Raw genomic sequence first — 20,646 nt, 5'->3', positions numbered from 1 at the left:
TTCAGGCTGAGTCGTGCCCACCAATCAATGAATTGCCTATCCCTTCGATAAGAAGTAGCCTCGTCTCGCGAGATCGGATCGAAGGAACGCGCATGGCGACCGCCCAGCCACTGGCCAACCGACCGGCGCACCCGCTGCGGCACGGACTGCACGACGTCGCCGCGCAGCTGCCCGGCGCCGCGGCCGCGGGCGATGCCGTCGTCACCGGCATCGCGCTGAGCAGCAAAGCCATCGTCCCGGGCGACCTGTTCGTCGCTGCCCCCGGCGCGACGACCCACGGCGCCCGTTTCGTCGTCGACGCGCTGGCGGCGGGCGCGGTCGCGGTGCTCACCGACCCGGCCGGCGCGGAACTGCTCCCCCCCGGCATCCCGCGCCTCGTGGTCCCCGACCCGCGCGCGATCGTCGGCCGGCTCTCGGCATGGCTCTACGGCTACCCCGCCCAGGCCGTCAAGACGATCGGCATCACAGGCACGCAGGGCAAGACCTCCACGACCTTCATCGTCGAGGCCGCGATCGGCGCGTCGCGCTGCGGGGTCATCGGGTCGATGGGCACGCGCATCGGTGGGATGCCGGTGGCTTCGACCCTCACGACCCCCGAGGCGCCGCAGCTGCACGCGCTCCTCGCGGTCATGCGGGAACAGGGCGTCGAGGTCGCCACGGCAGAGGTCTCGAGCCACTCGATCCCGCTCGGCCGGGTCGACGGCATCCGCTTCGACGTCGGCGTCTTCCTCAACCTCGGCCACGATCACCGCGACTTCCACGGCAACCAGGCGAACTACCTCGCCGCGAAGCGGGAGCTGCTGACGCCTGCGCGATCGCGGCGGGCCCTGGTCAACATCGACTCCTCGGCCGGGCGCCGGCTCGCCCGCGATCTCGGGGTCGCCACCGCGACGTTCTCCGTCGAGGGCCGTGAGGCCGCTTGGGTGGCCGAGGACATCGAGCTGGATGCGGCGGGCTCCTCGTTCACGGTGCGCTCGCCCGACGGGCAGCGCGAACGCTTCCGTACGAAGCTCCACGGCATCTTCAACGTGAGCAACAACCTCGCTGCGATCGCCGCGCTCGGCGAGGTCGGCTACCCCGTCGCCGCGCTCGTCCCGGGACTGGCGGCCTTCGAGGGCGTCGAGGGCCGCGTGCAGTTCTTCCCTGTCGACGCCGACTTCCGGGTCGTCCTCGACGCCGGCCACAAGCCCGAGGCCATCAACGCGCTGCTGCGCGCGCTGCGCCCGACCACGCCGGGCCGCATCATCACGGTGATCGGATCGAACGGAGACCGCGACGCCCACAAGAGACCCCTGATGGGGCGGTTCGCGGCCACGGCATCCGACATCGTCATCGTCACCGACGACAACCCCGCCACCGAGGATCCCGCGTCGATCCGTCGTGCCGTGGTCGCCGGCACGCAGTCGACCACGGCCGAGGTGCACGAGGTCGCCGGCCGAGCCGAGGCGATCCATCTCGCCGTCCGGCTCGCGCGCACGGGCGACACGCTCGCGATCGTCGGCAAGGGCGACGAGCGCCACCAGATCACCGCCGACGGGATCGTGCCGCACAGCGACCCCGACGAGGTCCTCCGGGCTCTGCGGCAGCAATCGTTAGGGTCCGAAATAACGTCGGGGTAGACTGCACATGTGGGCGCCACGGCCGAGGAGATCCTCAAGCTGGAGAACCAGCTCTGCTTCGCGATCGTCACCGCTGCGCGCAACGTCGTCTCGCTCTACCGGCCCGTGCTCGATCCGCTCGGTCTGACTCACCCTCAGTATCTGGTCATGCTGGCCCTCTGGGAGCGGGCGCCCCGCTCGCTGGGAGACCTGGCCGAGGAGCTCGTGATGGAGCCGGCGACCCTCTCGCCGCTGGTCAAACGGCTCGAGGCCCAGGGCCGCGTCGCCCGCGCGCGCCGGGCGGACGACGAGCGCGTGCTGGAGATCTCGCTGACCGAGGCGGGTATGCGGCTGCGGGACGAGGCGGTGCACGTGCCCGGTCGCATCATGGAGCTGTCGGGGCTCGACATCGCCCAGGTGATCGCGGTCCGTGACGGCCTCGCACCGCTCGCCGGTCGCCGTGGGTCGATCCGCCCTGCCGCCGATCGCCCCGCCGACCCGCAGGCATAGCGCGGTCTCACCATGCGCGCTACCCGCCCCTCGGTCGCGGATCGCGTGTGGGTCCTCGTCGCCGTCGCCGGGCTGTTCGTGGTCGCGATGATCGCTGCCGGCACGCAGGGCGTTCCGGTCTTCGACCGCCGGGGTCCGCTCTGGGAGCAGACGCCGCTTGCTTCGCCCACGCCTCCGCCGCCGGAGGTGACGCCCCGGGCGGAGCGGCCGGAGGCTACGGCATCGGAGGGAGCGGTCGCGTGGCTGCTCGTGATGATCGTCGCGGCGGTGCTGACCGCATGGGCGCTGTACGCGATCGTGCGCGCGCTCGTGCGTCTGCTGCGTCGCCGTCGAGTCCGCGTGCGCGCGGGGGGCGAGCTTTCCGCCGAAGCGGTGGCCCCGACGGTCGAGCCGGTCGAGGAGATGGTGCACGAGGGCGTGGTCGAGGCGCTGCGGGTCATCGAGGAGCACCGCTTTCCCCGCGACGCGATCATCGCGGCGTGGGTCTGGCTCGAGGACAGCGCTGCGCGCACGGGGGTGGAGCGCGGCAGGTCTGAGACCCCCGCGGAGTTCACGCGGCGGATCGTCGCGCGGCGTACGGCTGTCGCGCCGGATGTGGCCGCACTGCTGGGGCTCTACGAGCGCGTGCGGTTCGGCCGATACGAGGCGGACGAGCACGACCGGGCGGCCGCGCACGACGCACTCGTGCGGATCGAATGGGAGTGGCAGTGACGGCACGGCGCGGGTCGGCTCTGCTGCCGATGGCGGCCGTGCTCGGGCTGCTGCTCACGGCCCTGCTCAGCGTGGTGGGCGTGTCGCCGCCGTTCGCGATCGCGTGGGGGATCCTCCTGGCCGTCGTGGTCATCGGCATCGGCATCGGGGTCCGGCGTTCCCCGTCGGACCGGCCGCCCCCGATGCCGCCACGACGCATGCGTGGATCGGAGGTCGACCGGCTCGCGTGGTCGTTCACCACGAGCACCGACACGGCGGGACCGGCGGTGACGCTGCGCGTCCGCGAGCTGCTGCGACGGCGGATGGCGCGGCACGGCGTCGACCTGGGCGATGCGCAGACGCGGGCCGATGCGCAGGCCCTCCTCGGCCCCGAGGGTATGGCGACAGCGCAGGCCCTCGTGGGCGGGCACGCTCTCGAGCTCGCCTTCGCGCGCGCAGCGACCCGCGAGCACCTCGACCGCGCGCTGGATGTGATCGATCGGCTCGACAACGCCGCCGAGGAGGAGGACCGATGAGCGACGCTGCATTCGAGGAGATCGCCGATACCGGACACCAGGTGCTGCAGCGCGTGCGCACCGCCGTGGTGGGAATGGACGACACCCTGGAGATCGCCCTGGCGGCGATCCTCGCCGGCGGGCACGTTCTCATCGAGGACGTGCCCGGCCTCGGCAAGACGCTCGCGGCGCGCAGCCTCGCGGCGGCCCTCGGCCTGGAGTTCCGGCGCCTGCAATGCACACCCGACCTGCTCCCGGGCGATGTCACCGGCTCCTACGTCTACGCTCCGGCGTCGGGTGAGTTCCAGTTCCGGCCCGGACCGATCTTCACCGGTCTGCTGCTGGCCGATGAGATCAACCGCACGACGCCCAAGACGCAGTCGGCGATGCTGGAGGCGATGGCCGAGCATCAGGTCACGGTGGAGGGGAACCGGTTCGCCCTGCCCGCGCCGTTCCACGTCATCGCCACCTCGAACCCGATCGAGTACGAGGGCACGTACGCCCTGCCGGAGGCACAGCTGGACCGCTTCATGGTGCGCCTGGCGGTGGGCTACCCGACCGTGGAGGGCGAGGCCGAGATCCTCCTGCAGCGCGTGCGCCGCGGGCGCCCCGACGTCGCGGTGGCGCCGGTGGTCGACGCGGCCGGGCTGCTGCGCATCCAGGCGGCGGTCGAGCGGATCCACGTCGACCCGGACGTGGCCCGATACTGCGTGGCCCTCGCGCGCATGACCCGCTCGGCGCAGCGGGTGGCTGTCGGCGCGTCGCCGCGCGGATCGCAGGCGCTGCTGCTGCTCGGCAGGTCGCTGGCGGCGCTGGACGGGCGGGCGTTCGTGCGTCCCGACGACATCAAGCGCGTCGCGGTGCCGGCGCTCGCGCACCGGCTCACCCTGACGCCGCAGGCCTGGGCGCAGGAGGTGTCGACCGAGTCGATCGTGGCGTCGGTGGTGAGCCAGGTGCCGGTGCCGCCGACCATGTCGGCGGGCCCGGGATGAGCGCGCGGGTGTTCACCGGCCAGCGCCGGGCAGTGCGCTGGCACGCGATGCCGGCGCTCGCGATGGGCGGCGCGACGGCGCTGGCGATCGCGGCCGCGGGGCTCATGTCCGCCCGAGCCGACGTGGTCGTGGCGGCACTGCCGCTGGCACTGTGGACGACGATCGCCGCACGAGCGCCCTCCGCGCGCGGCGCGCCCCGCATCGAGCTGTCCGCCGAGGGCGGCCAGGCGGATGCCGACATCCAGGCCCGCATCGTCGTCGACGACCAGACCGCGGCCGACGTCGTGCAGCTGTGCGTCACCCTGGGCGGAAAGCACCGGCGCACCGTCGAGGTCGCGCCCCGCGGCGGGGTCGTGCAGATCCGCAGCCGTCTGCTGCACTCCGGACCGGGGGAGCTCGTGGGCGTGACCGCGCGCCTGCTGCGCATGGACGGCGCGTGGGCGAGCACGCACGCCGACGGCGGGCGTGTCGTGTGGCTCGCCGCGCCTCGCGTGCGCCGCATCCCGGCGCTGCCGCTGCCGGCGCGGCTGCGGGGGCTGCACGGATCGTACGAGGGTGCGCGCCCGGGGCCGGGCGGCGAGTTCCGCGACATCGACGCGTTCGCACCCGGAGACGAGCTGCGCCGCGTGGACTGGCGGGCCACGGCACGGCTGGCCCGCCGCCCGGGCGATCTGTTCGTCCGTCGTACGAACACGCTCAGCGACGCATCGGTCGTGCTGGTGCTCGATACGGCCGACGAGCTGGGCCGGTCGGTCGCCACGTGGGGCACCGGAGATCCCGAGCTCAGCGGTACGACCTCGCTCGACCTGGCTCGCGAGGCGGCGGCATCCATCGCCGCTGCCGCGATCAGGGCCGGTGACCGGGTCGCCCTGCACGAGCTGCACCCGGCCGGTCGCTCACTGCGCGGTGCGGCGGGCCCGCGCCAGCTCAGTCGCATCGTCTCGGTGCTGGCCGCGCTCGATGCCGAGCGCGAGGAGCCTGCCCAGCGCCGCGTCGTCCCCGTGCCGGTCGGCTCGATCGTGTATCTCCTGTCGCCCTTCCTGTCCGGTGCGGCGGAGCCGGCACTGCTGTGGCGTGCGTCGGGGTATCGCGTCGTCGCGATCGACACGTTGCCGATCCTCGACGCGGCGGGCCTCAGCCCCGACCAGCGCACGGCGCTGCGGCTGCTGGTCGCCGAGCGCCGGGACGTCCTCCGCGAGCTGGCGCGGGTGGGCGTGGAGGTGGTGGCGTGGGCGCCGGACGCGGATGCCGCCGCCGCGGCCCTGCACGGCGTCGCCGTCCGCGCGGCGCGGGGTGCGCGATGAGGGCCGGCTCGGAGGGCGCGCGTCTGCACACGCTGTCGGTCGGCGCCTGGATGCCGGGCGCCCTGGTGCGGCTCGCACTACTGCTCGTGGTCGTCGCGGTCGGGCTCGTGTCGGGGACGGGCCCGCTCTGGCAGTGGCTGTGCGTGGGTGCCGCTGCTGTCGCGGCGCTCGTGCCGCGGACGATGGCGGCGTGGCTTGCCGCCGCGATGCTCGCGCTCGGACTGCTGCTCGTGCCGCCCGAGCTGTGGCGCACGGCTGTTGTGGTCGGCGCCGTGCACGCGGTGCACGTGCTCGGCTCCCTCGCGCTTGCGATCCCGGTGCGCTCCCGGGTCCAGCTGCGGGTGCTGGTGCCGACCGTGCGCCGGTTCGTCGCGATCCAGGCCGTCTCGCAGTCCGTCGTGCTGGCGGCGGGTGTGGTGCTGCCTGCCGCCGGCGACGTCGCGCTGCCGTGGGCGGCGCCGGTGGGGGCACTGGCCCTGCTGGGGGTGGCGCTGCTGCTCCTGCGCAGCGTGCGCGGCGCCCGGGAGTGACCGCCGGAGCCGGTGTCGGAGGCCCCGCCTACACTTGACGGGTGCCCATCGTCCCCGTCACTGCGTCCGCTCATCAGGGCGGTGTGCTCAGTGTCCGCGGCGCCCGTGTCCACAATCTCAAGAACGTCGATCTGGACATCCCGCGCGATGCTCTCGTGGTGTTCACGGGCCTTTCCGGATCGGGAAAGTCCAGTCTCGCGTTCGACACGATCTTCGCCGAGGGTCAGCGCCGGTACGTCGAGTCGCTGAGCGCCTACGCCCGCCAGTTCCTCGGTCAGGTCGACCGTCCCGACGTCGATTTCATCGAGGGGCTCAGTCCCGCGGTGTCGATCGACCAGAAGTCCACGAACCGCAACCCGCGTTCGACGGTCGGCACGATCACCGAGATCCACGACTACATGCGCCTGCTGTGGGCGCGCATCGGCATCCCGCACTGCCCCGACTGCGGGGCACGCATACAGCGCCAGACCGTGCAGCAGATCGCCGATCAGCTCGTCGACCTCCCCGAGCGCACGCGTTACCAGATCGTGGCACCGGTCGTGACGCAGAAGAAGGGCGAGTTCGTCGACCTCTTCAAGGAGCTGTCGGCCAAGGGCTACGCGCGCGCGGTGGTCGACGGCGAGCTCGTCCAGCTTGCCGAGCCGCCCGCGCTGAAGAAGAGCTACAAGCACGACATCGCCGTCGTCGTCGACCGGCTCGTCGCCGCCCCCGGGATCCTCGGCCGCGTCACCGACTCGGTCGAGACGGCGCTGCGCCTCGCGGGCGGCATCGTACAGGTCAACTTCGTCGACGAGGAGGGGGATGCCGCGTGGCAGAGCTTCAGCGAGAAGCTCGCCTGTCCGAACGGCCACCCGCTGCAGCTGACCGAGATCGAGCCGCGCACGTTCTCGTTCAACGCGCCGTTCGGGGCGTGCCCGGCGTGCTCGGGCCTGGGCACGCGGATGTCGGTCGACACCGAGCTCATGCTCGGCGACGAGGAGCTGTCGATCCGCGAGGGCGTGCTCATCCCGTGGACCACGCAGGGCAAGGGGCTGTTCCAGTACTACGAGCGGCTCCTGCAGGCACTGGCGGACGACCTCGGGTTCTCGCTCGACACGCCGTGGCGCGACCTGCCCTCCGACGTGCGCCACGCGGTGCTGCGCGGCGAGAACTACAAGGTCACCGTCCGCTGGCGCAACAAGTACGGTCGCGAGATGCGGTACTCGTCCGGCTTCGAGGGCGTGGTCCCGTACATCGAGCGCCAGTACCTCCAGGCCGAGTCCGACAGCCAGCGCCAGCGCTGGGCGGACTACCTGCGCGAGGTGCCGTGCCCGGTGTGCGACGGTGCGCGGCTGAAGCCGGAGGTGCTCGCGGTGCTCGTGCACGGGCATTCGATCGCGGATGCCTCGCGCCTGAGCCTCGGCGAGGCGCAGGAGTACTTCGCCCGGCTCGTGCTCACCGAGCGCGAGGCGAAGATCGCCGCGGCGGTCCTGCGCGAGATCCGTGCGCGGCTGGACTTCCTCATCCAGGTGGGACTGAACTATCTGAGCCTCAGCCGTTCCGCGGGCTCGCTCTCCGGCGGCGAGGCCCAGCGCATCCGGCTCGCGACCCAGATCGGCTCCGGGCTCACCGGGGTGCTGTACGTTCTCGACGAGCCGTCGATCGGCCTGCACCAGCGCGACAACCGCCGCCTCATCGAGACGCTCCTGACGCTGAAGAGCCTCGGGAACACGCTCATCGTCGTCGAGCACGACGAGGAGACCATCCACGCCGCGGACTGGATCGTCGACATCGGACCGCGCGCGGGGGTCGACGGGGGAGCGGTCGTGCACTCGGGTCCGCTCGCGGCGCTGCTGAAGGAGCCGGCATCCCTCACCGGCGACTACCTGTCCGGCCGCCGGACGATCCCCGTGCCGGACACGCGCCGGCCGATCGATCGCACGCGCATGCTGTGCGTGGTGGGAGCGCGCGAGAACAACCTCAAGAACGTGACCGTCGAGTTCCCGCTCGGAGTGCTCACGGCCGTCACCGGCGTGAGCGGCTCGGGAAAGTCGTCGCTGGTCAACGGCATCCTCTACGAAGTGCTCGCCGGCCGCCTCAACGGCGCCCGCCGTGTCGCGGGCAAGCACACGCGCGTGACCGGGCTCGACAACCTCGACAAGGTCGTGCATGTCGACCAGGCCCCGATCGGGCGCACGCCGCGGTCGAACCCGGCGACCTACACGGGCGTGTTCGACCGCATCCGGACGCTCTTCAGCGAGACGCCCGAGGCCAAGGCGCGCGGGTACCAGCCCGGCCGGTTCAGCTTCAACGTCAAGGGCGGCCGGTGCGAGGCGTGCTCGGGCGACGGCACGATCAAGATCGAGATGAACTTCCTCCCCGACGTGTACGTCGACTGCGAGGTCTGCCACGGGAAGCGCTACAACCGCGACACCCTGAGCGTGCACTACAAGGGCAAGAACATCGCCGAGGTGCTGGAGATGCCGATCTGTGAGGCGGCCGAGTTCTTCGAGCCGATCACGGCCATCCACCGCTACCTGAAGACGCTCGTCGACGTCGGGCTCGGCTACGTGCGGCTCGGCCAGTCGGCCACGACGCTGTCGGGCGGCGAGGCGCAGCGCGTCAAGCTCGCCACCGAGCTGCAGCGCCGCTCCAACGGCCGGTCGGTCTACGTGCTCGACGAGCCGACCACGGGGCTTCACTTCGAGGACGTCAGCAGGCTCCTGGAGGTGCTCGGGGGGCTGGTCGACAAGGGCAACACCGTCATCGTCATCGAGCACAACCTCGACGTCGTCAAGTCGGCCGACTGGGTCATCGACCTGGGTCCTGAGGGCGGCTCCGGCGGCGGCGAGGTGATCGCAACGGGCACTCCGGAGCAGGTGGCCCGTGTCGCGGCCAGCCACACCGGCGCGTTCCTGGCCGAGCTCCTCTCCGACGCGACGGCAGCGGTGCGCAAGGCGGGCTAGCCGTGGCATCCGCGCTCTCGTATCGGCCCCGGCCGGGAGACATCCCCACCGATCCCGGGGTCTACCGCTTCCGCGACGCGAACGGGCGGGTCCTCTACGTCGGCAAGGCGAAGAACCTCCGCGCGCGGCTGTCGAACTACTTCGCGCCGCTGCCCACGCTGCACGAGCGCACGCGCCGCATGGTGACGACCGCGACCAGCGTGGAGTGGACGGTCGTCGCCACCGACGTCGAGGCGCTGCAGCTGGAGTACATGTGGATCCAGGAGTTCTCGCCGCCGTTCAACGTGCGCTACAAGGACGACAAGTCCTATCCGTTCCTCGCCGTGACCCTCGCCGACGAGGCGCCGCGCGTGGTCGTCACGCGCAACCGCCGCATCGCGGGGGCGAGGTACTTCGGTCCGTACCCGAAGGTGTGGGCGGTGCACGACGTGATCGACCTCATGATCAAGGTCTTCCCGATCCGCACGTGCAACGACTCGTCGTACCGCAAGGCGATGGCCACCGGCAGGCCCTGCTTCCCCGGCCAGATCGGCCGCTGCGGGGGGCCCTGCTCCATGAAGGTCACGATCGAGGAGCACCGCGCGATCGTCGACGACTTCGTGGCGTTCCTCTCCGGCGGCGACCAGCGTTTCACGAGGGAGCTGACCGCGCGCATGCGCGAGGCCTCGGCGGCGATGGACTACGAGACGGCGGCGGTGTGCCGCGACCGGCTGCAGGCGATCGAGGCGGTGCTGGGGCGGAGCGCTCTGGTGCTGGCATCCGACACGGATGCCGACCTGTTCGGCATCGCCCAGGACGAGCTGGCCGCCACCGTGCAGCACTTCGTCGTCCGCGGCGGGCGTGTGCGGGGCGTGCGCGCCGCGACGATCGAGAAGGAGCTCGACATCGCGTCGGCCGAGCTCGTCCGGCAGGTGCTGCAGCGCGCCTACGGCGCCGCGACCGGCGACGAGGTCCCGCGGCAGGTGCTGGTGCCGCAACTGCCCGACGACGCCCCCGGGCTGGAGCAGTGGCTGCAGGAGCGACGCGGCAAGCGGGTGTCGATCCAGGTCGCCCAGCGCGGACGCAAGGCGGAGCTCATGAGGACCGCGACACGAAACGCCGAGCAGGCGCTCGTGCTGCACAAGACCCGGCGCTCCAGCGACTACGTCGCGCGCACGAAGGCGCTGACCGACCTGCAGGAGGCGCTGGGCCTGGACGAGGCCCCGCTGCGCATCGAGTGCTTCGACGTGTCGCACCTGGCCGGCACGAACGTCGTGGCCTCGATGGTCGTCTTCGAGGACGGGCTCGCGCGCAAGGACCAGTACCGCTCGTTCGGCGTGCCGGAGACCACCGACGACACCGACTCGCTCTACCGCGTGCTGCGGCGCCGGCTCGCCCATCTCGACGTTGCGGATGCCGCCGACGACGAGGGCGCGGGAGCGCGCCGCCCGCGCTTCGCCTACCGGCCGCAGCTGCTGGTCGTCGACGGCGGCGCGCCGCAGGTGGCCGCCGCCGCGCGCGCTCTGCGCGACGCCGGGCACGCCGAGATCGCGCTGTGCGGCGTCGCGAAGCGGCTGGAGGAGGTGTGGCTCCCCGGCGAGGACTACCCCGTGATCCTCCCGCGCACCTCCGAGGCGCTCTATCTGCTGCAACGGCTGCGCGACGAGGCGCACCGGTTCGCCATCACCCACCAGCGCAAGCGCCGGCGCCGTGACATCGGCACCGTGCTGGCCGAGGTGCCCGGTCTCGGGGAGCGGCGCATCAAGGCGCTGCTGCGGCATTTCGGTTCGGTGGCGGCCCTCAGACAGGCCGGCGTCGACGAGCTCATGGAGCTCCCCGGCATCGGGCCCGCCCTCGCCGAGGCCGTTCATCGGCATCTGGCGAGTCGATAGGCTGGGACCCGACACAGCGAGGGGGACACCGTGGCCGATGCGCAGCCGACGGGCGAGGCGCTCATCGTCACCGGCATGTCCGGTGCCGGCCGGTCGACGGCTGCGAACGCGCTGGAGGACCTCGACTGGTACGTCGTCGACAACCTCCCTCCGCAGATGCTGACCCCGCTCATGGAGCTGACCGGACTCGCCGGCGAGGCTCTGCCGAAGATCGCCGCCGTCGTGGACGTGCGCGGCCGCGACCTGTTCGAGCAGCTCCCCGAGGTCACGCGCAAGCTCCGCGACGGGCGGCAGCTGCGGGTCCTCTTCCTCGACGCCTCCGACGACGTGCTGGTCCGGCGGTTCGAGTCGGTGCGCAGGCCCCATCCGCTGCAGGGCAGCGGCACGATCCTCGACGGCATCCGTCTGGAGCGGGCGCGGCTGTCGGCCATCCGCGAGAGCGCCGACGTCATCGTGGACACGTCGCACCTGAACATCCACCAGCTCGCCACGCACATCGTCGACCTGTTCGGCCGGAGCGCCGCACGCCACACGGTCACGGTCATGAGCTTCGGCTTCAAGTACGGGCTGCCGCCCGACGCCGACCTCGTGGCCGACATGCGGTTCCTTCCCAACCCCTTCTGGGTGAGCGAGCTGAAGGCGCTCACCGGTGAGGACGAGGCCGTGCGCGACTACGTGCTCGACCAGCCCGGGGCGGTCGAGTTCGTCGATGCGTACACGAGCGCGCTGCGCCCCGTGCTGGAGGGCTACCAGCGCGAGAACAAGCGCTACTCCGTGATCGCGGTCGGCTGCACCGGCGGCAAGCACCGCTCCGTCGTGACCGCGAACGAGCTGGCCGCGCGCCTGGCCGAGCTGCCCGGCGTCGCCGTGCGCGTGACGCACCGCGACCTCGGTCGCGAGTAGTCTGGAAGACCCCGCCCCGACACCCCGAGGACCGCCGTGCCGTTGACCGCCGACGTGAAGGCCGAGCTGGCCGCCGTTCGCGACCCTCGCCCCACGGCCCGCGTCGCCGAGCTGACCGCCGTGCTGCGCTTCTCCGGCGGGCTGCACTCGATCGCCGGACGGGTCGCGGTGGAGGCGGAGCTGGAGTCCGAGGTGCTGGCCCGGCGGGTCGCCCGCGATCTCCTGGAGCTGTACGGCGTGCGTGCCGAGCTCGCCCATGTCCAGGCCTCCGGCGGCCGCGCCGGCGGGCACTACGCGGTCCGGGTGATCGACGGCGGCGAGACCCTCGCACGTCAGACGGGCCTGCTCGACCAGCGCCGGCGCCCCGTGCGCGGGCTCCCGAACCGACTGACCACCGGATCGCCGCGCGACCTCGCTGCGGTGTGGCGCGGTGCCTTCCTCGCCGCCGGGACGTTGACCGACCCCGGGCGCTCCGCGGCGCTGGAGATCACCTGCCCCACACCGGAGGCATCCATGGCGCTCGTGGGCGCCGCCCACCGCCTCGGCATCGCCGCCAAGGCGCGCGAGGTGCGCGGTGTGCCGCGGGTCGTCGTGCGCGACGGCGAGGCGATCCGGGCGACCCTCGCCGGGATGGGTGCCACGCGCACCGCGGCCTCGTGGGAGGAGCTGCGCCAACGGCGTGAGGTGCGCGCCGGGGTCAACCGCCTGGTGAACTTCGACGACGCCAACCTTCGCCGGTCCGCGCAGGCGGCCGTGGCCGCGTGCGCGCGCGTCGAGCGCGCGCTGGAGATCCTCGCCGACGATGTGCCGGAGCACCTGCGCGAGGCCGGCGAGCTGCGCCTGGCCCACCGCGACGCGAGCCTGGACGAGCTCGGCCATCACGCGGACCCGCCGCTGACGAAGGATGCCGTGGCCGGACGCATCCGGCGCCTGCTGGCCATGGCCGACAAGAAGGCCGTGCACGACGGCATCCCCGGCACGGATGCCGCGGTCCCCGCCGGCATGGAGGACTGACCTCGTGTGACGCCCGCCGGCCCCTCGTCCCGGTGCCGGTCGTAGGATGAGACCGTCCCCGCCGCGGCATCCCGCGGCACCCGGCAGGAGGAAACAGACAATGGCGACCTACACGCTCCCGGAGCTCCCGTACGACTACGCAGCGCTCGAGCCGAGCATCAGCGCGACGATCATGCAGCTGCACCACGACAAGCACCACCAGGCGTACGTCACGGGGGCCAACACAGCGCTCGAGCAGCTCGCCGAGGCCCGCGACAAGGGCGACTTCGCGAACGTCAACAAGCTCGAGAAGGACCTCGCCTTCAACCTCGGCGGGCACACGAACCACTCGATCTTCTGGACCAACCTCTCTCCGGACGGCGGTGACAAGCCCGCCGGAGACCTCGAGTCGGCGATCGACGACCACTTCGGGTCGTTCGACAAGTTCCGCGCGCACTTCACCGCCGCCGCTCTCGGCGTGCAGGGCTCCGGCTGGGCGGGCCTGTTCTGGGATTCGCTCGGCCAGAACCTCATCATCCAGCAGTTCTTCGACCAGCAGGCGCAGTTCGCGGCGGGCACCGTGCCGCTGCTGCTGCTGGACGTGTGGGAGCACGCCTACTACCTCGACTACCAGAACGTGCGCGCCGACTACGTCAAGGCGTTCTGGGACATCGCGAACTGGGCGAATGTCGCCGAGCGGTTCCAGACGGCCCGTGAGAAGACGGTCGGTCTGCTGTAGGGTCGAACCAATCGGGTGAGGATGCCCCGGCCGTTCCCACCGAAGGGTCTGGTCGGGACTCCCGCTCTGTTCCGTGGATCGCGTGAGTGCGCCGAATCCGGTGGCATGTGCGCGGCAGAAAACAGGAGACACAGTGTCTGTCAAGATCGGCATCAACGGCTTCGGCCGTATCGGGCGCAACTACCTCCGCGCGGCCCTGGAGCAGGGCGCGGACCTCGACATCGTCGCGGTGAACGACCTCACCGACAACAACGTGCTCGCGCACCTGCTCAAGTACGACTCGGTCGGCCGGGTCCTCGCCGAGGACGTCTCGTACGACGCCGACTCCATCACGGTGGGCGGCAGCCGCATCCGGGTGTTCGAGGAGCGCGACCCCGCCAACCTCCCCTGGGGCGAGCTGGGCGTGGATATCGTCATCGAGTCGACCGGCCGGTTCACCAAGGCCGACGACGCGCGCAAGCACATCGCGGGCGGTGCGAAGAAGGTCCTGATCTCCGCTCCCGCCTCGGGCGACGACGCCACGATCGTGATGGGCGTCAACGAGGAGGTCTACAACCCGGAGACCGACAGCATCATCTCCAACGCCTCCTGCACGACGAACTGCCTCGCGCCGCTGGCGAAGGTCTTCAACGACGCGTTCGGCATCGAGCGCGGCTTCATGATGACCACTCACGCCTACACCGCCGACCAGAACCTGCAGGACGGCCCGCACAAGGACCTGCGTCGCGCGCGCGGCGCCGCCCTGAACATCGTGCCCGCCTCGACCGGCGCCGCCAAGGCGATCGGACTGGTGCTGCCCGAGCTCAACGGCAAGCTGAGTGGCTCCTCGTACCGGGTGCCGGTTCCCACCGGCTCCATCGTCGACCTCACGATCGTCACGCCCACCGACGGCCTCACCGCAGACGTCATCAACGCCGCGTACAAGGCCGCGGCCGCGGAGGGCCGGCTCAAGGGCATCCTGCAGTACACCGAGGATCCGATCGTCTCCAGCGACATCGTGCAGAACCCGTACTCGTCGATCTTCGATTCCGAGCTGACCAACGTCAGCGGCACGCTCGTGAAGGTGTCGTCGTGGTACGACAACGAGTGGGGCTACTCGAACCGCCTCGTCGACCTGACCGAATACGTCGCCGAGCGGCTCTGACCCGATGGCTCTGCGCACCCTCGATTCGCTGGGTCCGCTCGCCGGCACGCGCGTCATCGTCCGTTGTGACTTCAACGTCCCCCTGAAGGACGGCGTCATCACGGACGATGGCCGCGTGCGCGCGGCGCTGCCCACCCTGACCCGCCTGCTCGGCCAGGGCGCGCGCGTGGTCGCGTGCTCGCACCTGGGCCGCCCCAACGGCGCGCCCAACCCGGTCTACAGCCTCGCCCCGGTCGCCGCGCGCCTGTCCGAACTGCTCGGCAGGCCGGTCGCCTTCGCGAGCGACACCGTCGGCGCCTCCGCGCAGGAGACGGTCGCGGCCCTCGGCGACGGCGACATCGCCGTCGTCGAGAACCTGCGCTTCAACCCGGGTGAGACCGCGAAGGACGAGGGGGAGCGCCGCGCGTTCGCCCAGGAGCTCGCGACCCTCGGCGACGTGCTGGTCTCGGACGGCTTCGGCGTCGTCCACCGCAAGCAGGCGTCGGTGTACGACCTCGCCGAGCTGGTGCCCTCCGCCGCGGGCCTGCTGATCGAGAAGGAGGTCGACGTCCTCGACCGCCTCACCGAGAACCCGGAGCGCCCGTACGCGGTGGTCCTCGGCGGCTCGAAGGTCAGCGACAAGCTGGGCGTCATCGAGCACCTGCTTCCGCGCGTGGACAAGCTGCTGGTGGGCGGCGGGATGATGTTCACCTTCCTCGCCGCACAGGGCCATGCCGTCGGCTCCAGCCTTCTGGAGTCCGACCAGCTGGAGACGGTGCGGGGCTACCTCGCCGCCGCGCAGGAACGCGGCGTGGAGCTGGTCCTGCCCGTCGACACGGTGGTGGCGGCATCCTTCTCCGCCGACGCCGCGCACGAGGTCGCCGACGTGTCCGCCATCGAGCAGACCCCCTTCGGCGCGTCCGGGCTGGGCCTGGACATCGGCCCGCGCACGGCCGAGACGTTCGCCGACGTGATCCGCTCGTCCCGCACGGTGTTCTGGAACGGCCCGATGGGCGTGTTCGAGCTGGCACCGTTCGCGGCGGGCACCAAGGCTGTCGCCCAGGCGCTCACGGAGGTCGACGGGCTCTCGGTCGTCGGCGGCGGCGACTCCGCGGCGGCCGTGCGTCAGCTCGGTTTCGCGGACGACGAGTTCGGTCACATCTCGACCGGCGGCGGCGCGAGTCTGGAATTCCTCGAAGGCAAGAAGCTCCCCGGACTGGAGGTCCTCGGATGGTCGCTGTAGCGACGCGAACCCCGCTCATCGCGGGCAACTGGAAGATGAACCTCGACCACCTGCAGGCGGTCGCGCTGGTGCAGAAGCTCGACTGGGCGCTGCGCGACGCGAAGCACGAGAAGGGCTCGGTGGAGGTCGCCGTCTTCCCGCCGTTCACCGACCTGCGCAGCGTCCAGACGCTGCTCGACGCCGACCGCATCGCGTTCGCCCTCGGCGCGCAGGACCTGTCCACGCACGACTCCGGCGCCTACACGGGCGAGATCTCCGGCGCGTTCCTGAAGAAGCTGGCGTGCACCTACGTCATCATCGGGCACTCCGAGCGCCGCGAGTATCACGACGAGACCGACGAGGTCATCGCCGCGAAGGTGCAGGCGGCGCTGCGGCACGGGCTCGTGCCCGTGATCTGTGTCGGCGAGACGCTGGAGCAGCTGGAGGAGTTCGGCGCCGCCGCGGTGCCGGTCGGCCAGCTCCAGGTGGCTCTTGAGGGCGTGCCGGCCGACGCGGAGATCGTCGTGGCCTACGAGCCGGTCTGGGCGATCGGCACCGGCAAGGTCGCCACGCCCGAGCAGGCGCAGGACGTGTGCGCGGCGCTGCGGGCCGTGATCGCCGAGAAGCTGGATGCCGACGCCGCCGGCCGCACCCGCGTGCTGTACGGCGGCTCGGTGAAATCGGGCAACATCGCCACCTACATGCGCGAGCCCGACGTCGACGGCGCGCTCGTGGGCGGGGCGAGCCTGGTCTCCGACGAGTTCGCCGCGATCGTGCGCTTCCAGAAGCACGTCGGAGTGTAACGGTATACTCGACCCTTGTGCGGTCCGCGGGACCGTCGCGAAAGGCTTCAACGACTGTGCAGATCCTCGAGTTCGTGCTGCAGGTGCTGCTGGGCATCACCAGCCTCCTGCTGACCCTCCTGATCCTTCTCCACAAGGGACGCGGCGGGGGCCTGTCCGACATGTTCGGCGGCGGCATGAACTCGGCGCTCGGCTCGTCGGGCCTGGCCGAGCGCAACCTCAACCGCTTCACCGTGGTCCTGGCCCTGGCCTGGTTCGTGTCCATCGTGGCGCTCGGGCTCATCACGAAGTTTCAGGGGATCTGATGGCCACCGGCGGCAACGCGATCCGCGGCACGCGCGTCGGCGCGGGCCCGATGGGGGAGCAGGACCACGGACACCACGCCGAGCGCGTCGCGGTCTCCTACTGGGACGCCCTGGGCAACGAGACCGTGCGCTACTTCTCCGCGGGCGTCGCCGCGGAGGAGATCCCCGACGTCATCGACTCCCCGCATTCCGGTCTCCCCGCCGGCCGCGACAAGGACAACCCGCCGGCGGTCGCGAAGACCGAGCCGTACAAGACGCATCTCGCGTACGTGAAGGAGCGCCGCACCGAGGAGGAGGCGGCGACGCTCCTCGACGATGCCCTGCAGCAGCTGCGGGAGCGGCGCGGACTGGCCTGATCAGTCGTCCTGCTCGATGAGCTCTGCCGGCACGTCCGCCGCGGCGGCGCGATCGACGAACAGCAGCGTGCGCTCGCGCCCCTTGGCCCCCGCGGCGGGCACGCTCTGGTAGCTGGCGCCGGCCAGCGCCAGGCCCAGCGCGGGCGCCTTGTCGGACCCGGTGAGCACCATCCACACCTCGCGCGAGGAGTTGATGACCGGCCGGGTCAGGCTGAGCCGCTCCGGCGGGGGCATGGGTGCGTCGCGCACCGCGACCACGGAGCGGTCGACCACCTGGATCTCGCCGCGATCGGGGAACAGCGACGCGATGTGCCCGTCGGCGCCGACGCCCAGCAGGCACACGTCGAACGACGGCCACGGCTGGTCGCCGTCGCCGAATCGGGAAAGCTCCGCGGCGTAGTCCACGGCGGCACGGTCGAGGTCGCCGGAGGCGGCCATCGCGTGGACGTTGCCGTCGGGGAGCGCCAGCTGGTCCATCAGCGCGGCACGGCCGCGCTTCTCGTCGCGCACCCCGCTGTCGCGCGAGGCGAGACTCTCGTCCGTCCACCACACGTGCACGCGCGACCAGTCGACGTCGGCACGGCCGGGCTGCACCCCGACGGCGCGCAGGACCGAGGTGGCGGCCGTGCCGCCGGCGAGGGCGACGTGCACGAGGTCCGCGTCGGCGAGCCGCGCGGCGACGAGTCTGAGGAACCGGGCGGCGACCGAGGCCGCGAGCACGACCGGGTCGGGGCCGATGACGACCCGCTTCTGCGTCTCGCTCATCTCACTCCTCGACCAGCGGGGGGCCCAGCAACTCCCAGCCCTCTGTGATCACTCGACCGTACAGGACGTCGGGGTCGAGCCGGCGCAGCTCCTCCGCGAGGCACTCCCGCAGGGTGCGGCGCGGGAGCACGAGATCGTGCTCCGGCTGCCCCGGCTGGCGCAGCACGGCGTCGACCTCGCCGATCCGTTCCACGACGATGTCTCCGTTGGCGCGGGTCAGCACGACGCGCTGGATGCCGTGCTCCCACTTCTCGCGCGGCGCGAACCGCCAGGTGACCGGCACGTCGAGCTTGAGGCGCAGCCACGCCGCCAGCAGCCCGGTCGAGGGCGAGCTGCCGCTGCCGACGACCTCCACCGCGGTGACCGGCAGGTAGGGCGGCTGGTCCAGCTCGGCGGCCAGCTGCTCGCGCCAGCGCGTGAGCCGAGTCCAGGCCAGGTCGGTGTCGCCGGGGGAGTACACGGCACCGAGCTCGGAGAGGCGCTCTGCGTCGTAAGGCGTGGTCGAGGCATCCGTGATACGTCGCTGCGCGATGCGGCCGATCGGCGACTCGCGCGGCACGGCCGGCGGATGGTCCGGCCACCACGCCACGACCGGCGCGTCGGGCAGGAGGAGCCCCGTGACCAGGCTCTCCTCGTTGCTGGCCGCGGCGCCCGCGGCGCGCAGCACGACGACCTCGCTCGCGCCGGCGTCTCCGCCGACCCGGATCTGGGCGTCGAGCCTGGACTCGCCCTCCGGGTGCGAGATGAGGACGATGACGCGCATCGGATGCTCGCGCGACGCGTCGTTGGCCGCCTCGATGGCGTCCTCCTCGAGTCCGTGCGAGGTGGGGATGACGAGGGTCAGCACGCGGCCCAGCGCCACGGCGCCGCCATCCTCACGCACCTTCACGAGCGAGCGGGCGATGGTGGACACCGTGGTGTCCGGCAGGTCGACGATCACGGGCGCCTCCAGACACGTCCGTCACGGGCCAGGAGCGCGTCGGAGGAGGACGGGCCCCACGAACCGGGGGAATACTGCTCCAGCGGGCCGCCGAGCTGAGCCCAGTACTGCTCGACCGGATCGAGGATGCGCCAGGACAGCTCGACCTCCTCGTGCCGCGGGAACAGCGGCGGGTCGCCCAGGAGCACGTCCAGGATGAGGCGCTCGTACGCCTCCGGACTCGACTCGGTGAATGCGTGGCCGTAGCCGAAGTCCATCGTCACGTCGCGCACCTCGGTGGCAGCGCCCGGCACCTTGGAGCCGAACCGGATCGTGACGCCCTCATCGGGCTGGATGCGGATCACGAGCGTGTTCTGGCCGTGCTCGGACTCCTGGCTGCGCAGGAACAGGTGCTGCGGCGCGTGCGAGAACACGACCGCGATCTCGGTCACCCGCCGTCCCAGGCGCTTTCCGGTGCGCAGGTAGAACGGCACGCCGGCCCAGCGGCGCGTGGCGATCTCGAGCTTGATCGCCGCGTAGGTCTCGGTGGTCGAGGCGGGGTCCATGCCGTCCTCGTCGAGGAACCCGGTGACCTGCTCGCCGCCCTGCCAGCCGCCGGCGTACTGTCCGCGCGCGGTCGCGGTGGACAGGTCGGCGGGCAGGCGCACGGCCGCCAGCACCTTCTCCTTCTCGGCGCGCAGGTCTTTGGCGCTCGTGGAGATGGGCTCCTCCATCGCGGTGAGGGCGAGCAGCTGCAACAGGTGGTTCTGGATGACGTCGCGCGCAGCCCCGATGCCGTCGTAGTAGCCCGCGCGACCGCCGACGCCGATGTCCTCGGCCATGGTGATCTGCACGTGGTCGACGTAGTTGGCGTTCCACAGCGGCTCGAACAGGGTGTTCGCGAAGCGCAGCGCGAGGATGTTCTGCACCGTCTCCTTGCCGAGGTAGTGGTCGATGCGGAAGATCGAGTCGGCGGGGAAGGCGACCTCCAGGGCGGCGTTGAGCTCGCGCGCGGTCTGCAGATCGCTGCCGAAGGGCTTCTCGATCACCACGCGCCGCCAGCTCTCGCTCTCGGCGTCGACGAGCCCGGAGTCCTTCAACTGCCGCGCCACGACGGGGAAGGAGCGCGGGGGGATCGAGAGGTAGAAGGCGTGGTTGCCCATCGTCCCGCGGCGCACGTCCAGGTCGCGCACGGTCTCGCGCAGCCGCTGGAACGCGACCGGATCGTGGAACTCCCCGGAGACGAACCGGATGCCCTGCAGCAGCTGGTTCCACGTCTCCTCCCGGAACGGGGTGCGCGCGTGCTCCTTGACGGCGTCGTGCACGATCCGGGCGAAGTCCGCGTCGTCCCAGTCGCGGCGGGCGAAGCCGACGAGGGCGAACCCGGGCGGCAGCAGGCCCCGGTTGGCGAGGTCGTACACGGCGGGCAGCAGCTTCTTGCGGGAGAGGTCGCCGGTCACACCGAAGATCACGAGGGCGCTGGGACCGGCGATCCGCTGCAGACGCCGGTCGTCGGGGTCGCGCAACGGGTTGCGGCCGCGGGAGATCTCAATGGTCATCGGC

Annotated in this window: 20 protein-coding genes; 17 read left to right on the top strand and 3 right to left on the bottom strand. The window is 71.7% G+C overall.

What is annotated here, in order from left to right; all coding sequences use genetic code 11:
• The first annotated feature begins 92 nt into the window (after nucleotides 1-92).
• The 17 genes from QM641_RS02075 (at nucleotide 93) to QM641_RS01995 (ending at nucleotide 17,399) form a co-directional block, all read left to right on the top strand.
• Complete coding sequence (locus QM641_RS02075) at nucleotides 93-1,619, top strand: UDP-N-acetylmuramoyl-L-alanyl-D-glutamate--2,6-diaminopimelate ligase (protein WP_415112979.1); 1,527 nt, start codon at nucleotides 93-95, stop codon at nucleotides 1,617-1,619.
• Nucleotides 1,620-1,628: 9 nt separating this feature from the next.
• Nucleotides 1,629-2,108, top strand: coding sequence for a MarR family winged helix-turn-helix transcriptional regulator (locus QM641_RS02070; RefSeq protein WP_415112977.1), 480 nt, complete (start codon nucleotides 1,629-1,631; stop codon nucleotides 2,106-2,108).
• A 12-nt stretch (nucleotides 2,109-2,120) separates the two neighbouring features.
• A complete protein-coding gene (locus QM641_RS02065) occupies nucleotides 2,121-2,819 on the top strand; it encodes a DUF4129 domain-containing protein (RefSeq protein ID WP_415112975.1) in 699 nt (232 codons plus the stop codon).
• Entirely contained in the window at nucleotides 2,816-3,334 is a 519-nt protein-coding gene (locus QM641_RS02060) for a hypothetical protein (protein WP_415112973.1), read from the top strand. Before QM641_RS02065 ends, QM641_RS02060 begins: the two co-directional genes overlap by 4 nt.
• A complete protein-coding gene (locus QM641_RS02055; protein WP_415112971.1) occupies nucleotides 3,331-4,305 on the top strand; it encodes an AAA family ATPase in 975 nt (324 codons plus the stop codon). The genes QM641_RS02060 and QM641_RS02055 overlap by 4 nt, the downstream gene beginning before the upstream one ends.
• On the top strand, nucleotides 4,302-5,609 hold the full coding sequence (locus QM641_RS02050) for a DUF58 domain-containing protein (protein WP_415112969.1): 1,308 nt from the start codon (nucleotides 4,302-4,304) through the stop codon (nucleotides 5,607-5,609). Before QM641_RS02055 ends, QM641_RS02050 begins: the two co-directional genes overlap by 4 nt.
• Complete coding sequence (locus QM641_RS02045; RefSeq protein WP_415112967.1) at nucleotides 5,606-6,139, top strand: hypothetical protein; 534 nt, start codon at nucleotides 5,606-5,608, stop codon at nucleotides 6,137-6,139. Before QM641_RS02050 ends, QM641_RS02045 begins: the two co-directional genes overlap by 4 nt.
• A gap of 41 nt (nucleotides 6,140-6,180) precedes the next feature.
• Nucleotides 6,181-9,084 (top strand): excinuclease ABC subunit UvrA, encoded by a 2,904-nt coding sequence (uvrA, locus tag QM641_RS02040; protein ID WP_415112965.1) that lies wholly within the window; start codon nucleotides 6,181-6,183, stop codon nucleotides 9,082-9,084.
• A 2-nt stretch (nucleotides 9,085-9,086) separates the two neighbouring features.
• Nucleotides 9,087-10,955 (top strand): excinuclease ABC subunit UvrC, encoded by a 1,869-nt coding sequence (gene uvrC / locus QM641_RS02035; RefSeq protein WP_415112963.1) that lies wholly within the window; start codon nucleotides 9,087-9,089, stop codon nucleotides 10,953-10,955.
• 30 nt (nucleotides 10,956-10,985) lie between these two features.
• Nucleotides 10,986-11,858 carry an RNase adapter RapZ gene (rapZ, locus tag QM641_RS02030; RefSeq protein WP_415112961.1) on the top strand — a complete coding sequence of 291 codons (873 nt, stop codon included), beginning with the start codon at nucleotides 10,986-10,988 and terminating at the stop codon, nucleotides 11,856-11,858.
• Nucleotides 11,859-11,894: 36 nt separating this feature from the next.
• On the top strand, nucleotides 11,895-12,872 hold the full coding sequence (gene whiA, locus QM641_RS02025) for a DNA-binding protein WhiA (protein ID WP_415112959.1): 978 nt from the start codon (nucleotides 11,895-11,897) through the stop codon (nucleotides 12,870-12,872).
• Between the two features lie 100 nt (nucleotides 12,873-12,972).
• The gene (locus tag QM641_RS02020) at nucleotides 12,973-13,590 is read left to right on the top strand and encodes a superoxide dismutase (protein WP_415112957.1); all 618 of its coding nucleotides are present in this window, start codon (nucleotides 12,973-12,975) and stop codon (nucleotides 13,588-13,590) included.
• A gap of 133 nt (nucleotides 13,591-13,723) precedes the next feature.
• The gene (gap, locus tag QM641_RS02015; RefSeq protein WP_415112955.1) at nucleotides 13,724-14,734 is read left to right on the top strand and encodes a type I glyceraldehyde-3-phosphate dehydrogenase; all 1,011 of its coding nucleotides are present in this window, start codon (nucleotides 13,724-13,726) and stop codon (nucleotides 14,732-14,734) included.
• Between the two features lie 4 nt (nucleotides 14,735-14,738).
• Nucleotides 14,739-15,956, top strand: a complete 1,218-nt coding sequence (locus QM641_RS02010; RefSeq protein WP_415112953.1) for a phosphoglycerate kinase — start codon at nucleotides 14,739-14,741, stop codon at nucleotides 15,954-15,956.
• On the top strand, nucleotides 15,944-16,738 hold the full coding sequence (gene tpiA, locus QM641_RS02005) for a triose-phosphate isomerase (RefSeq protein WP_415112951.1): 795 nt from the start codon (nucleotides 15,944-15,946) through the stop codon (nucleotides 16,736-16,738). The genes QM641_RS02010 and tpiA overlap by 13 nt, the downstream gene beginning before the upstream one ends.
• Nucleotides 16,739-16,794: 56 nt before the next feature.
• On the top strand, nucleotides 16,795-17,043 hold the full coding sequence (secG, locus tag QM641_RS02000; RefSeq protein ID WP_415112949.1) for a preprotein translocase subunit SecG: 249 nt from the start codon (nucleotides 16,795-16,797) through the stop codon (nucleotides 17,041-17,043).
• A complete protein-coding gene (locus QM641_RS01995) occupies nucleotides 17,043-17,399 on the top strand; it encodes an RNA polymerase-binding protein RbpA (protein WP_415112947.1) in 357 nt (118 codons plus the stop codon). The genes secG and QM641_RS01995 overlap by 1 nt, the downstream gene beginning before the upstream one ends.
• Here QM641_RS01995 and pgl read toward each other — a convergent pair whose 3' ends face one another.
• The 3 genes from pgl to zwf are packed head-to-tail and all read right to left on the bottom strand — an operon-like array spanning nucleotide 17,400 to nucleotide 20,642.
• On the bottom strand, nucleotides 17,400-18,164 hold the full coding sequence (gene pgl, locus QM641_RS01990) for a 6-phosphogluconolactonase (protein ID WP_415112945.1): 765 nt from the start codon (nucleotides 18,162-18,164) through the stop codon (nucleotides 17,400-17,402).
• A gap of 1 nt (nucleotide 18,165) precedes the next feature.
• Nucleotides 18,166-19,104: a glucose-6-phosphate dehydrogenase assembly protein OpcA gene (locus tag QM641_RS01985; protein WP_415112943.1), complete on the bottom strand. Its 939-nt coding sequence runs from the start codon at nucleotides 19,102-19,104 to the stop codon at nucleotides 18,166-18,168.
• On the bottom strand, nucleotides 19,101-20,642 hold the full coding sequence (gene zwf / locus QM641_RS01980; protein WP_415112941.1) for a glucose-6-phosphate dehydrogenase: 1,542 nt from the start codon (nucleotides 20,640-20,642) through the stop codon (nucleotides 19,101-19,103). Before zwf ends, QM641_RS01985 begins: the two co-directional genes overlap by 4 nt.
• Nucleotides 20,643-20,646: the final 4 nt, after the last annotated feature.

The organism is Microbacterium sp., assembly GCF_047605725.1.
GTDB lineage: Bacteria > Actinomycetota > Actinomycetes > Actinomycetales > Microbacteriaceae > Microbacterium.
Note: the sequence above shows the minus strand (reverse complement) of the source record. Positions and strands in the feature narration are given on the sequence as shown.

What these genes read in the sequence shown, in the direction of transcription:
- QM641_RS02075 (WP_415112979.1), top strand. Translation starts at nt 93, where the DNA reads ATGGCGACCGCCCAGCCACTGGCCAACCGACCGGCGCACCCGCTGCGG.
- QM641_RS02065 (WP_415112975.1), top strand. Translation starts at nt 2,121, where the DNA reads ATGCGCGCTACCCGCCCCTCGGTCGCGGATCGCGTGTGGGTCCTCGTC.
- QM641_RS02055 (WP_415112971.1), top strand. Translation starts at nt 3,331, where the DNA reads ATGAGCGACGCTGCATTCGAGGAGATCGCCGATACCGGACACCAGGTG.
- QM641_RS02050 (WP_415112969.1), top strand. Translation starts at nt 4,302, where the DNA reads ATGAGCGCGCGGGTGTTCACCGGCCAGCGCCGGGCAGTGCGCTGGCAC.
- QM641_RS02045 (WP_415112967.1), top strand. Translation starts at nt 5,606, where the DNA reads ATGAGGGCCGGCTCGGAGGGCGCGCGTCTGCACACGCTGTCGGTCGGC.
- QM641_RS02020 (WP_415112957.1), top strand. Translation starts at nt 12,973, where the DNA reads ATGGCGACCTACACGCTCCCGGAGCTCCCGTACGACTACGCAGCGCTC.
- QM641_RS02010 (WP_415112953.1), top strand. Translation starts at nt 14,739, where the DNA reads ATGGCTCTGCGCACCCTCGATTCGCTGGGTCCGCTCGCCGGCACGCGC.
- tpiA (WP_415112951.1), top strand. Translation starts at nt 15,944, where the DNA reads ATGGTCGCTGTAGCGACGCGAACCCCGCTCATCGCGGGCAACTGGAAG.
- QM641_RS01995 (WP_415112947.1), top strand. Translation starts at nt 17,043, where the DNA reads ATGGCCACCGGCGGCAACGCGATCCGCGGCACGCGCGTCGGCGCGGGC.
- pgl (WP_415112945.1), bottom strand. Translation starts at nt 18,164, where the DNA reads ATGAGCGAGACGCAGAAGCGGGTCGTCATCGGCCCCGACCCGGTCGTG.
- zwf (WP_415112941.1), bottom strand. Translation starts at nt 20,642, where the DNA reads ATGACCATTGAGATCTCCCGCGGCCGCAACCCGTTGCGCGACCCCGAC.